This window comes from Cyclobacteriaceae bacterium (assembly GCA_013141055.1).
In the GTDB taxonomy this organism is placed as follows: domain Bacteria; phylum Bacteroidota; class Bacteroidia; order Cytophagales; family Cyclobacteriaceae; genus ELB16-189.
Window position 1 is genome coordinate 452059 of the sequence record JABFRS010000002.1, and the last position, 14139, is coordinate 466197.

General features: G+C 44.1%; 11 protein-coding genes. All 11 read left to right on the top strand.

Annotated elements, in window-relative coordinates; translation table 11 throughout:
- Window positions 1–37: 37 nt before the first annotated feature.
- Window positions 38–2677 (top strand): glucosidase, encoded by a 2640-nt coding sequence (locus tag HOP08_16510; GenBank protein NOT76532.1) that lies wholly within the window; start codon window positions 38–40, stop codon window positions 2675–2677.
- 47 nt (window positions 2678–2724) lie between these two features.
- Window positions 2725–4827: an OmpA family protein gene (locus HOP08_16515; GenBank protein ID NOT76533.1), complete on the top strand. Its 2103-nt coding sequence runs from the start codon at window positions 2725–2727 to the stop codon at window positions 4825–4827.
- A 63-nt stretch (window positions 4828–4890) separates the two neighbouring features.
- The gene (locus HOP08_16520; GenBank protein NOT76534.1) at window positions 4891–6396 is read left to right on the top strand and encodes a cysteine--tRNA ligase; all 1506 of its coding nucleotides are present in this window, start codon (window positions 4891–4893) and stop codon (window positions 6394–6396) included.
- Between the two features lie 29 nt (window positions 6397–6425).
- Window positions 6426–6650: a membrane protein insertion efficiency factor YidD gene (yidD, locus tag HOP08_16525; protein ID NOT76535.1), complete on the top strand. Its 225-nt coding sequence runs from the start codon at window positions 6426–6428 to the stop codon at window positions 6648–6650.
- A gap of 97 nt (window positions 6651–6747) precedes the next feature.
- A complete protein-coding gene (locus HOP08_16530; GenBank protein ID NOT76536.1) occupies window positions 6748–8490 on the top strand; it encodes a GMC family oxidoreductase in 1743 nt (580 codons plus the stop codon).
- Between the two features lie 38 nt (window positions 8491–8528).
- Window positions 8529–9197: a gluconate 2-dehydrogenase subunit 3 family protein gene (locus HOP08_16535; protein NOT76537.1), complete on the top strand. Its 669-nt coding sequence runs from the start codon at window positions 8529–8531 to the stop codon at window positions 9195–9197.
- Window positions 9198–9224: 27 nt separating this feature from the next.
- Window positions 9225–10673, top strand: coding sequence for a Gfo/Idh/MocA family oxidoreductase (locus HOP08_16540; protein ID NOT76538.1), 1449 nt, complete (start codon window positions 9225–9227; stop codon window positions 10671–10673).
- 4 nt (window positions 10674–10677) lie between these two features.
- Window positions 10678–11250 (top strand): GDP-mannose pyrophosphatase NudK, encoded by a 573-nt coding sequence (gene nudK, locus HOP08_16545; GenBank protein NOT76539.1) that lies wholly within the window; start codon window positions 10678–10680, stop codon window positions 11248–11250.
- Between the two features lie 58 nt (window positions 11251–11308).
- Window positions 11309–12169 carry a sphingomyelin phosphodiesterase gene (locus HOP08_16550; GenBank protein ID NOT76540.1) on the top strand — a complete coding sequence of 287 codons (861 nt, stop codon included), beginning with the start codon at window positions 11309–11311 and terminating at the stop codon, window positions 12167–12169.
- A gap of 45 nt (window positions 12170–12214) precedes the next feature.
- A complete protein-coding gene (locus HOP08_16555) occupies window positions 12215–13219 on the top strand; it encodes an amidohydrolase (protein NOT76541.1) in 1005 nt (334 codons plus the stop codon).
- The gene (locus HOP08_16560) at window positions 13219–13839 is read left to right on the top strand and encodes a hypothetical protein (protein NOT76542.1); all 621 of its coding nucleotides are present in this window, start codon (window positions 13219–13221) and stop codon (window positions 13837–13839) included. The genes HOP08_16555 and HOP08_16560 overlap by 1 nt, the downstream gene beginning before the upstream one ends.
- The last annotated feature ends 300 nt before the right edge of the window (window positions 13840–14139 follow it).

Here is a 14139-nt window from a genome sequence, read left to right on the forward strand (position 1 = left end):
AATAACCAATACCCAAACCTTTTTCTAATTAATAATCATGGCACCCAGCACTCCCAACCCAGAACAAGCACGTCTTGATGAAAACGCAAAGAAACCTGTCCCGTTAGTTAAGTGGGGACCGTATTTATCAGAACGACAGTGGGGAACTGTGCGCGAAGATTATAGTGCCAATGGTGATGCATGGAATTTCGTCACGCATGATCATTCAAGATCAAAAGCATACCGATGGGGTGAAGATGGTATCGGAGGAATTTCAGATACCAACCAGAACCTTTGCTTTTCACTTGCACTCTGGAATGGAAAAGATCCTATCCTGAAAGAACGTTTTTTCGGATTGACAAACAGTGAAGGGAATCACGGTGAAGACTGCAAAGAGCTTTACTACTTCCTGGATAATACGCCGACTCATTATTATATGAAGATGCTTTACAAGTATCCTCAGCAGGCGTATCCCTATGAAGCGTTGATCAATATCAATCGCGGTCGCGGCAAGCTGGAGCCAGAGTTTGAACTTTTGGATACCGGCATCTTTAATGATAATCAGTATTTCGATGTATTCATTACCTATGCCAAGAGCAGTGATGAAGATATTCTGATTGAGATAGAAGTTATCAATCGCGGAAAAAAGGCAGCAGACATTACAGTATTGCCGACACTTTGGTTTACCAACCGTTGGGCCTCCAGCGATGTGGAGAAGAAGCCTTCCATTACATTAAAGAATGACAAGAAAGGTTTCGGCACCGTTGTGACGGAACATGAAAAGCTTGGACGTTACTATCTCTATTTTGAAACTCCTGACAGAACCCTCTTCACGGAAAATGAAACCAACCAGGAGAGATTATATGGAGTGCCTGATAACACATCTTATGTTAAGGATGCTTTTCACAAAGTAATTGTTAACGGTCAGACCAATATTCTTGATGGCAAGGATGACGGAACAAAGTTCTCACCTGTCTATCAGGCGAGCATCAAAGGAAAGGGAAGCAAGAAGATCCTGTTGCGGTTAAGCAAAGAGGAAAACAAGAATCCATTTACCGATGTGGAAAAGGTCTTTGCCCAGCGATTGAAAGAAGCTGATGAGTTCTTTGAGAAGTTTGCACCTCTCAATTCAACGGCGGATGTTAAGACGATTCAACGTCAAACGTTTGCCAGCCTCTTGTGGAGTAAGCAATACTTCCATTATGATGTTGAGCGCTGGCTGAATGGAGATCCGGGACAGCCCCCTCCTCCGGAAAGCAGGAAGCAAGGAAGAAACAGTCAGTGGAAATACCTGAAGAATGAAGATATCATTTCAATGCCTGATACCTGGGAATATCCATGGTATGCGGCATGGGATCTTGCATTCCATTGTATTCCAATGTCACTCATTGATCCGGTATTTGCAAAGAACCAGTTATTGCTGGTGATGCGTGAGTGGTATATGAATCCTGCGGGACAGATACCAGCGTATGAGTGGAACTTCTCTGATGTTAACCCTCCCGTTCATGCATGGTCTGCACTCTGCGTCTATCGCATTGAGAAGACGATCAAGGGAACAGGAGATATCGAATTCCTGAAACGTGTCTTTCAAAAGCTACTGATCAACTTCACGTGGTGGGTAAACCGCAAAGATGAGAATGACAATAACATCTTTGAAGGAGGATTCCTTGGACTGGACAACATCGGAGTCTTCAACAGGAATGAGATTCCAAAAGGAGCTTTACTGGAACAGGTTGATGGAACGAGCTGGATGGCCATGTATGCCTTGAATATGATGGACATCGCGCTCGAGATCGCCGTGGTCGATTCATCTTTTGAAGATGTTGCCACGAAATTCTATGAGCATTACGTCCTGATCGCAGAATCTATCAATGAGGCAAAGCTATGGGATGAGGATGAAGGTTTCTTCTATGATCTTCTCACGATGCCTAACGGAGAAGGTATTCCTCTCAAGGTTCATTCCACGGTAGGACTCAGCGTATTGTTCGCGGTGTCGATCATCGACTTTAAAAAGATCGCCAAGCTGAAAGACTTTCAGAAGCGCATTGAGTATTTCAAGAACTATCGCCTTAAGACAGGTAAGTATCTGCCGAATGAGCAGGTAAAAGAAGGTGAGAACATTCTGATCTCCCTGGTTAAGAAAGAAAAGCTGGTACGTATTCTTCAGAAGCTTCTGGATGAGAATGAATTCCTGGCACCGGGAGGAATCCGTGCCGTTTCAAAATTCCATGAAGCACATCCATACTTTATTAATGTAGCAGGCGGAACGTACAGCATTGGATATGATCCGGGAGAATCTATTTCAGGAATGTTTGGAGGAAACTCCAACTGGAGAGGTCCGATCTGGATGCCAACGAATTACCTTCTGATCAAGGCTCTCAAGAAGTACTATCAATACTATGGTGAATCTCTTAAACTGGAATACCCTACGGGCTCTGATAACTGGCTGAATCTTGAAAGGATTTCTGATGCTCTGGCGAAACGTGTTGTCACCATTTTTGAAAAGGATGATAACGACAAGAGACCGGTTCATAAAGATCACGCTGAATTCTACAGCAGACCTGAGAATAAAGACCTGCTCCTGTTCTATGAATATTTCCATGGAGACACCGGGCGTGGCGTCGGTGCGACTCACCAGACAGGATGGACGGCCGTCGTTGCTGAGTTGATCAATGACGATGCCTGGGAATGGGAGTAACATTCAACTAAACCTATAAGTAATTATTCTCTGATCTTTTTGACACCATGAATCTTCGTAAAATTTATTTGACAATCGCGGCAGTAGCAGTTGCACTCATCTCCTATTCACAGAACCCTGCGAATCAATCTATCCAGGATAAATTCGATGACAATCGTAATGGATGGTGGTTGGGTGAAACCGGTGGCGGCTCTCAAAGCATTCATGATGGCAAAATGTTTCTGGACATTCCGGAAGGCGGATGGATCATCACGATCTACCCATATGTAGAGTTCGAAAAAGATTTCGTTACAGAAGTCTCTCTGAGACAAACAGAAGGTCATGAAGATAATGGTGTTGGTCTTTCCTGGGCACACAGCAAGCCTGAAAATACCCAGAACTATTTCATCATTACAGCGAATGGATATTACTACATCTACAATGCTTCCCAGGATAAATCAAAGACTGTAAAGGGAATCAATGAATGGATAAAGACTACTCTTATAAAACCACTGAATGAAGTCAACACAATAAAAGTGGAGCAGGTAGGCAACACACTGAATTATTACATCAATAACCAAAAGGTAACTTCCACGGATGCGTTCCGCTGGAAGGGTTCGGGAATCGGATTGGTGTCATACACTAAAATGAAAGTAGAAGCAGACGATTACAGCTTCGCTCAAAAAGAACTTAAGATCAACTTACCCACTAATCTTACAAAAGGGTTGGTTAAAGAGAATATGGGCGATGCCATTAACACCGCCTCTTCCGATCTGATGCCGATCATCACCGCTGACGGTCGCAATCTGTACTTTGGAAGACAGGATTATGAAGGCAATCTGGGAGGCGTGGCAGATGGTGAAGACTATTACCTTTCAACATGGGATGGTACAAAATGGTCGAAAGCTCAGAATCTTGGAGCACCTATCAACACTCCTAAAGTTGATAACTATAGTTCTGTCAGTACGGATAACAACACAATCCTGTTTGTTGACTCAAAGGAATTCTGGTCCATCAGCAGAAATGAATCAGGATGGGGTGCACCAAAGCCAATCGGTCTGACCTTCGTAAACGAAGCAAAGCATTTTGAATCCTATCTGGCTCCTAATGGAAAGTCTATCATCTTCACAGCAAAGAATGTCAACAATCTTTTTTACGACAAGGGCGAAGATGAGCGTGATTTTTATGTTTCACTTCAGGATAAGAATGGAAAATGGAGCGACCCTATCAATATGGGACCTAAGATCAACACCCGTCGCGATGAGATCTCCCCTTTCCTTGCCGCTGATGATCGTACACTTTATTTCTCCACTACCGGAAGAGCTGGCTATGGAAATGGCGACATCTTCATGAGCAAACGAATCGGTGATGGATGGACAAACTGGACAGAGCCTGTCAATCTTGGACCTGAGATCAATTCACCTTCGTTCGATGCATATTATGTTGTTCCTGCTTCGGGTGAATATGCTTATATGGTTTCCAATCAGGGCGGTTTCGGCAAGAGCGACATTATAAGAGTGAAGCTTGTCAAAGAACTGCAGCCCGATCCTGTTGTATTAGTGCGCGGCAGAACCCTTGATGCAAAGACAAAGCAGCCTATTTCCGCAAACATCCTGATCGATAATCTTACCACCAACAAAGAAGTCGGTGAAGCGGTATCCGAACCAAAAAACGGAAGCTATCAGATCACATTGCCCTATGGTGCCAATTATGGATTCCACGCTGCGGCATTGGGACATTTATCCGTGAATGAAAATCTTGAATTGACTACGATCAGTAAGTACACTGAAATTGAAAAGGATCTTTACCTGCTGCCAATCATTGCCGGTCAGGTACTGCAGCTAAACAACGTCTTCTTTGAACAGGCTAAACCCGTTCTTAAACCAGAATCCTATGCGGAGTTGGACCGTCTGATCACTATCATGCAGGAAAATCCAACAATGGAAATTGAGCTTGGAGGATATACCGATAACGTGGGCCGTGAAGTCAGCCTGATCCTGTTATCAATGGATCGTGCGGGTGCGGTGAAAAAATATATGGTTTCCAAAGGAATTGCTCAAAAGAGAATCACAGGCAAGGGATATGGTCCTGCAAATCCAGTGGTAAAGAACGATACTGAAGAACACCGCAGAATGAACCGCAGGGTTGAGTTCAAGATCACTAAAAAATAAGGAGGGGGCACAAATAAAGATTGCCATACGACTTTTTATTAGCTTCGCCCGTTAAATCAGAAAATGAAGCTGTACGAAATATATCCCCTCTCCCTGACGAATTCCCTTAGCGGCAAAAAGGAGAGTTTTACACCTGTCAATCCTGGCTTTGTAGGAATGTATGTTTGCGGACCTACCGTTTACAATAATGTGCATCTTGGAAACGCACGAACTTTCCTGTCATTCGACATTGTATCAAGATATCTAAGATTCCTGGGTTATAAAGTACGTTATGTACGCAACATCACCGATGTAGGCCATCTTGAAAATGATGCCGACGAAGGAGAAGACAAGATCGGCAAGAAGGCACGGGTAGAACAGCTTGAGCCGATGGAAATCGTAAAGCGCTACACGGAAGACTTTCACTCCGTGATGAGGCAGTTCAACATCCTCCCTCCCAGCATTGAACCTTCCGCCACCGGACACATCGTTGAACAAATTCAGATCACACAAAAACTGATTGGCCTTGGATTGGCGTATGAGGTCAATGGGTCTATTTACTTTGATGTAAAAAAATACAACGCTTCTCATCATTACGGAATTTTATCAGGCCGGAACATTGAAGACCTGATGGAGAGTGGCCGCGACCTTGACAGTCAGGATGAGAAACGTGAGAAGATAGATTTTGCTCTCTGGAAAAAAGCATCACCAGCGCATATCATGAGGTGGCCTTCTCCGTGGGGCGATGGCTTCCCCGGCTGGCACATTGAGTGCACCGTGATGAGCACAAAATATCTTGGTGAAACCTTTGACATTCACGGCGGTGGAATGGATTTAAAATTTCCTCACCATGAATGTGAGATCGCTCAGGCTACCGGCGCCAATGGAAAAATTCCGGTGAACTACTGGCTGCATTCCAATATGCTTACGGTTAATGGACAGAAGATGAGCAAGTCCCTCGGCAACTCATTTTTACCATCTGAGCTATTCTCCGGAAAACATGCCATGCTTGAAAAAGGATTCAGCCCGATGACGGTGAGATTCTTTATGCTGCAGTCGCACTATTCAAGTACACTTGATTTTTCAAATGAAGCATTGGTTGCTGCTGAGAAGGGATACAAAAAGTTAAGTTCAGCGCTAACCATTATTAAGACTCTCCTGCCCTCCGATACCAATCAACCTGATAAAGAAATTTCAGACGGGCTTGAGTCACTGGTGGTGTCATGTTATGAGAACATGAGCGATGACTTCAATACCGCAAAGACACTTGCTGTGCTATTTGAAATGGCATCCAGGATTAATGACTTCAAATCAGGAAATCTTCCCATATCCAAAGTCGATGGTGAAGTCTTTGAAAAATTCAAGGCTGCTTACATTGGATTTATGGAAGATGCTCTTGGTTTAAAAGAAGAATCTTCTCATGATGATCAGCTTCTTGATGGAACTATAAAAGTTCTGATTGAGTTGAGGAAAAAGGCACGGGTTGACCGCAACTATGCTTTGTCAGACAAAATACGCGATGACCTTAAAGATATCGGCGTTCAATTGAAGGATGGCAAAGATGGTGAGATCACGTACGCTATCGAATAGCCTGAATTACAAATTATAATCTTCTCTCTTTGCTAAAAAAGATCTTCATATTCCCCATCAGAGTTTATCAGGCGACGCTATCACCTCTTCTCGGGTCAGGATGTCGTCACGTTCCAAGCTGCTCCCAATATACTGTTGAAGCAATTCAGGAATGGGGAGTTATAAAAGGTATCTGGATGGGTAGTAAGAGGATAGCACGCTGCCATCCCTGGGGCACCAGTGGCTTTGACCCGGTACCAAAAAAGGATAAATAAACCGCTCCTACTTTTTCCACACCTGTCGGCGGGCGGGGCTTTCACTTTTGAAAAAATAAAATCTACATTTAGAGAGTTAAGAATTTAAACTCTCCTCATGCCTGATTTTCAAATCAAGAAGAATCCTAAGAATTACGACGTAGTTATTGTTGGATCCGGTGCCGGTGGTGGTATGGCAGCATATATTCTGGCGAATGCCGGTATCAAAGTTGCACTCATTGAGGCAGGACCTCTTTACGATCCAGCCAAGAATATTACCCAGCTTAAATGGCCCTATGAATCTCCCCGCAGAGGTGCAGGAAATCACAGGCCGTTTGGGGATTTTGATGCCGCTTATGGCGGATGGGAAATTGAAGGTGAACCTTATACCCGCAAAGACGGAACGAAGTTCGACTGGTTCAGATCACGCATGGTAGGCGGACGGACCAATCACTGGGGAAGAATCTCTCTCCGTTTTGGACCAAAAGATTTCAAGCATAAAAGTATTGATGGTCTCGGCGACGATTGGCCAATAGGCTATGATGATGTCGCTCCTTTCTATGATCGCGTCGACAAGCTTATCGGTGTATTCGGCACAAAGGAAAATATGCCTAACGAGCCGGATGGAATTTTTCTTCCACCACCGAAACCGCGCCTTCATGAATTATTTGTAAAAGATGCAGGCAATGCGCTTGGCATTCCTGTTGTTCCATCACGACTCTCAATTCTTACTAAAGCATTACCTGACAACGATAAGCGAAAGGCCTGCTTCTATTGCGCACAATGCAGCAGAGGCTGTATGGTGTATGGAGACTTCTCATCTTCGTCTGTGTTGGTAAAGCCAGCGCTTGAAACAGGAAATGTCGATGTGATTCCAAATGCGATGGCACGTGAGGTCCTCACCAATGATGAAGGAAAGGCAACCGGTATCTCTTACGTTGATAAGAATGATCTTCAGGAATATCAGGTTAGCGGTAAAGTTGTGATCCTGGCAGCGAGTGCAGGTGAATCAGCAAGACTTCTATTGAACTCCAGGTCATCCAGAAATCCGAATGGTCTTGCCAACGCAAGCAATGTCATTGGAAAATACCTTCATGATTCAACAGGAGTTGGAATGGGCGGCATCATGCCGAAGTTGTTTGATCGCAAGCGCTACAATGAAGATGGCGTGGGCGGATTGCATGTTTACTCACCATGGTGGCTTGATAATAAGAAGCTGAACTTCCCCCGTGGATATCACATTGAATATGGCGGCGGAATGGGAATGCCCGGATATGGTTTTGGATTTGGAATGCAAAACCTGAATGGAAAATATCCTGTAAGAAACGGCGTCAGGAAAGACGGTGGCGGCTACGGCGCTTCCTTGAAAGATGACTACCGTTATTTCTATGGAGCTTCTTTTGGAATGGCCGGTCGCGGTGAAGCAATCGCAAGAGAGGACAACTACTGTGAGATCGATCCAAACGTTGTGGATAAATTCGGAATTCCTGTTCTAAGATTTCATTACACATGGAGTGACCATGAGATCAACCAGGCCAAGCATATGCAGGAAACTTTTCAGGAGATCATTCATAAAATGGGTGGCGAAATCACCTGGGGACTGAAAGGCAAAGAAGATAATTACGGACTTGAAGCTCCGGGAAGGATCATTCACGAAGTAGGAACTGTTCGCATGGGCAATGATCCTAAGAAGTCAGCGCTTAATAAATTCAACCAGGCGCATGATTGCAAGAATCTGTTTGTAGTGGATGGCGGACCATTCGTTTCACAAGCTGACAAGAATCCTACATGGACCATCCTTGCGCTTTCCATGAGAGCATCGGAGTATATTATTGACGAATTAAAAAGACAGAATATTTAAACGGAGTTGTGGTAACACAATAGCTAACTAACAACATTATGGATAGACGAAAATATCTGAAGACTCTTGCCGTCGGAACGATCTCAACAGGAGTCATTCTTGAATCCTGTGCACCGGAGAAACCAAAAGATGCACCGGTAGCAGTTAATACAGCGGAGGCAGAAGGCGGCCCTGCACGACAGCCGGAAGAAATTGCTCATTTCAAAAAGATCTCTGCCGAGAAGTTCTTTGATGATCACGAAATGAAAACCATTACCATCCTGGTGGATATCATCATTCCAAGGGATGATACTTCCGGAAGCGCTACAGATGCCAAGGTCCCTGATTTCATTGAGTTTATCGTAAAAGATATGCCAAGACATCAGTTGCCATTACGTGGCGGACTTAAGTGGCTCGACATGCAATGCTTAAAACGTTTCAATAAACCTTTCTCTGACAGCACTTCACAACAGCAGATTGAAATGGTGGATGAAATTGCATGGCCTGAGAAAGCCAAGCCTGAAATGCAACAGGGAGTTGCCTTCTTTAATTTAATGCGTGACCTCACTGCCACAGGCTTCTTCACCAGCAAGATCGGCATCAAGGATTTAGGATATGTGGGTAATAGTCCTACGCAATGGGATGGCGTTCCACAGGATGTACTTGCCCAGTACGGAGTTAAGTACGATGAGAAGACACTTGCAGAGTGTGTCAAGTTTGAATCATAATCAGTTAAGAATCTAAAAAGGATAAACATGAAAGTAACGAACGATCAGTCACGAAGAGGTTTTCTTAAAACACTGGGTCTTGCAGCAGCAGCTTTTACAATTGTACCCCGCGAGGTTCTGGGCGGCCCGGGCTTCACAGCTCCCAGCGACAAACTTTACGTTGCAGGAATTGGAGTTGGAGGAAAAGGCCATAGTGATATCACCAATTTCGCAAAGAGTGGCAAAGCAGAAATTGCTTTTCTATGTGACGTAGATGATCGTCGTGCTGCATTTGCAGTGAGAGATTTTCCAAAGGCAAAATATTACAAAGACTATCGTGTCATGCTTGACAAGGAAGGCAAGAACTTTGATGCAGTGAGTGTTTCTACTCCTGATCACAGTCACGCTGTACAAGCGATGGCAGCCATGAAGATGGGCAAGCACGTCTATGTTCAGAAACCATTGACGCATGACATCCATGAAGCACGTATGCTCACGGAAGCTGCAAAGAAATATAAGGTTGTAACCCAGATGGGTAATCAGGGAGCATCCGGAGATGGTGTTCGTCAATTGGCAGAATGGTATAATGCCGGATTGCTGGGTGATGTTCATACAGTGTACTGCTGGACAGATCGTCCGGTGTGGCCTCAGGGTGTTGCATGGCCAGCAGAGAAAGCTGCCGTTCCAACAGAACTGGATTGGGATCTTTGGTTAGGTACTGCACCGTGGAGAGATTATGTAAACAAGCTTGTTCCTTTCAACTGGAGAGGCTGGTGGGATTATGGAACAGGTGCTCTTGGCGATATGGGATGTCACATCATTGAACCACCTTTCAAAGTTCTGGGATTGAATTATCCAATTGATGTAACAGCAAGTGTCGGTAGCGTGTATGTAGATGAATTCAAGCGTGGATATTTTCCTGAAAGCGGACCACCCTCTTCATCCATCATATTCACATTCCCTTCAAAGAATGGAAAGCCTCCTATTAAGCTACACTGGATGGATGGCGGTATCCAACCTGAAAGACCTGAGGAACTCGGACCACTCGAAAAGATGGGAGATCCACAGGGAGCAAACGGTGTGCTCTTCATCGGAACAAAGGGTAAGATGATGTGCGGTGTTTATGGTGCGCAGCCTTCCCTCCTTCCTACTACCAAAAACAAGGAGATAACCATTCCTCAAACGATAAAGAGAGTTACCGGAAGTTCAGAAGGACACTATGCACAATGGGTAGAAGCTTGTCTTGCCGGATACGGTAAAACAGAAGTAAGCTCACCATTCGATATTGCAGGACCACTGACGGAGACAATCCTGATGGGAAATCTTGCGATAAGAAGTAATGACATCCGCGTGCCTCGTACCGACAGACCAAACCAGTTTGATTATCCCGGAAGAGGCATCAAGTTGCTATGGGATGGAAATAACATGAAGGTGACAAACTTTGATCAGGCAAATGCGTTTGTGAAAAGGGAGTATCGTGCACCTTATTCACTTTAATTGAATGAACAAAAAAGTTAAGATTCAGAAAGAGCAAATTCTATCCGATAACTGGTATACTCTTAAAAAGATAACGTTTGATTATCTAAAAAAAGACGGAACCTGGCAAACACAGGAAAGAGAAGCATATGATCGCGGTAATGGCGCGGTCATATTGCTTTATAACAAGATCCAAAAGACAGTCATTCTAACCCGCCAGTTTCGTTTACCCACTTTCATCAATGGAAATGCTGATGGAATGTTGATCGAAGCGTGTGCTGGTTTGCTGGATAAGGATAAACCTGATGTTGCCATCAAAAGAGAAACAGAAGAAGAAACCGGCTATCAGGTAAAAGAAGTCAAGAAGATCTTCGAAGCATACATGTCCCCCGGATCGGTTACTGAAGTGCTGTACTTTTTCGTTGCCGAATATTCCAGCAAGGAAAAAATAAATGATGGCGGTGGACTTGAAGATGAAGACATAGAAGTATTAGAGCTGCCCTTTGACAAAGCGCTGGCGATGATCCCGTCCGGTGAGATCAAAGATGGGAAGACCATCATGCTGCTGTATCATGCAAAGATCAATTCACTGCTATAGTGAGTGACCTAACAACCAATCATTGAGCAGGCTATTATTTCTTCTGAGCTTTCTGCTTTTGACTGAACTCTGTTCGGGTCAGGATTCCGTCACAGTACTTTCCTGGAATATCCAGATGCTTCCCATCATCAAGAGCAATAGCAAAGTGATAAGAGCCCGTGCCATTGTTGAGCAGCTTAATCAGCGCAACTATGATGTGATTGTCTTTCAGGAAATGTTTCAGAAGAGAAGCAGAAGGATCATTACAAAAGGTCTCGCTAAAAAATATCCTCACCACACTCCTGTATTGAATAAGAAATTTATAGGATTAAAAACCAATGGCGGAGTCATGCTTTTCAGCAAATATCCAATCAGGGATTATCATCAGATCCGGTTCTCATCAAGAAGCGGCATTGATAAAATGTCAAGAAAGGGTGCGATGATGGCAGAGATCGATGTCAATGGAAAGATCATTCAGGTAGTAGGTACACATCTTCAGGCATTCGGCGCTCAGAATATTATGTATGATCAATATATGCAGCTTGCTTCTGAGTTGCTGGATCCTCATACAAAAGAAGGAATTCCCCAGCTGATCTGCGGTGATCTCAATACGATCAAATCGCTTCCACCACAATTACCTGCTGATATTTCACAAAGCTTTGTTGACCGTCTCCCCCGCTATTCAACTATGCTGGAAAAGTTCAAGGCGATCGATGGAGATCTGGAAGGTGAGCAACAGTATACGATGGATCGTCCCATCAACGATCTTTGTATCACGCGAAAAGAGTACCGGCTGCTGCTTGATTACATTTTACTTCGACCAAACGGTTTAACCAATATCTCGATAAATCGACGCGTGCAGATCATCCGGCAACGATGGAGCCCTGAGCACGAGGATCTATCAGATCATTTTCGGACTGATGGGTATACTGAAATTTGATTGACAAGTTTTAAACTTTTAGCTTTCCGCTTTCCAGCTCCATAAGTGAAAATCGATAGCCATACCCACATTCTGCCAAAGAAGATGCCCAACTGGAGCGATAAGTTTGGCTATGGCGACTTCATTTATCTTCAGCATCACAGAAAGGGTTATGCCAATATGATGCGCGGCAATCAGTTCTTTCGTGAGATCAAAGAGAATTGCTGGAATGCAGAATTGCGTATCAAAGAGTACGAAGAGTTTAACACGCAGGTGCAGGTTGTGTGTACGATCCCTGTTATGTTTTCATATTGGGCCAAACCATCCGATTGCCTGGAACTTTCAAAATTCCTGAATGATCATATCGGCAAGCTCGTCGCCAAGTATCCCCGCAATTATGTAGGCCTGGGAACGTTACCCATGCAGGACACAGAGCTGGCAGTAGAAGAAGTGGCGCGCTGCAAAAAAATAGGATTGCATGGAATTCAGATTGGATCCAATATCAACGATGAAAATCTAAATGAGGAACGCTTCTTTCCAATCTTTGAAGCATGTGAAAAGCAGGGAATGGCGGTGCTGGTTCACCCCTGGAACATGATGGGTGAAAAAAACATGTCGCGCTACTGGTTGCCATGGCTTGTAGGAATGCCGGCTGAAACTTCACGTGCTGCATGCTCGATGATCTTTGGCGGGATTTTTGAAAGACTTCCGAAGCTAAGGGTCAATTTTGCTCATGCCGGCGGATCTTTCCTTCCAACGATCGGACGTATCCAGCATGGTTTTGAATGCAGACCTGACCTCGTAGCGATTGATAATCCTGTTGATCCTAAAAAATACCTGGGGAAATTCTGGGTTGATAGCATCACACACGATCCATTAATGCTTGAGTATGTTATAAAAATGGTAGGATCAAACAGAATAACATTAGGCTCTGATTATCCGTTTCCATTGGGAGATCTTGAGATTGGAAAGTTTATTGAAGATTCAGACTTTCCAAAAAAGGTAAAAGAAGATATTTTTGTTAACGCTACTCTCGAGTGGTTGAATATTCCTAAAAAACGTTTTCAGTAATGAAGTACTTTCTGTTGGTCGGTTTACTTTTCGCTTTCACAAGCTCCTTCGCTCAGTACACGGAGAAAGAGAAGCTTGCTCAGATGGAGCAACAACGTGAATTTGAGAAAGCCAGGCAGATAAGAGCCCAGATGGACTCCGGGATCTACTACATGGACAATGAGAAGTATGCCATCGCAGATGAGAAATTGAAATATGCTCTCAGTAATATGAAGAGCATTCCATCGGATCTTACTTTTTATTTTGGAAAGAACTCCTACTTCATCGGCAAGTACAAACAAAGTATTGACTGGCTGACGAAATACATTCAACTCAAAGGAACCACTGGCCAGCATTCTGCCGAAGCATCTGATTGGTTAAAGAAATCGGAAGCCATGCTGTTACAACAACAAACTGCTGAAACTCAAAAAGCACTTGAAGTTCTTTCCAAAGATTACACCATCGACTGTGGTCCAACAGGCAAGGTCACCTGCCCTATCTGCAATGGCTCAACCGTTATCATTAAAAAGGATTATTTCGGAGAGACCTACAAAGCTTGCACGCATTGTCATCAGAAAGGCTACCTGACATGTGAAGAGTACAATCTGCTTTTGAAGGGTCAATTAAAACCTTCGAAATAGATATAAGACAGGATCACCTTCCGCACCTAATCACACATCTTACTGATAGTCAAGAGGAAAGTACCTATGATAAACCTGGGGTGAATAGGATATGAAGGTAGTGGGAACCTAGCCTGAACCTAGGGTGAACCTAGCCTGAACCTAGGGTGAACCTAGCTCGAACCTAGGGTGAACCTAGCTCGAACCTAGCCTGAACCTAGCTCGAACCTAGCTCGAACCTAGCTTGAACCTAGCTTGAACCTAGGCTGAACCTAGGTAAAACCTAGTCTGAACCAAGGTAAAACCCAGGATCAAGGGTTT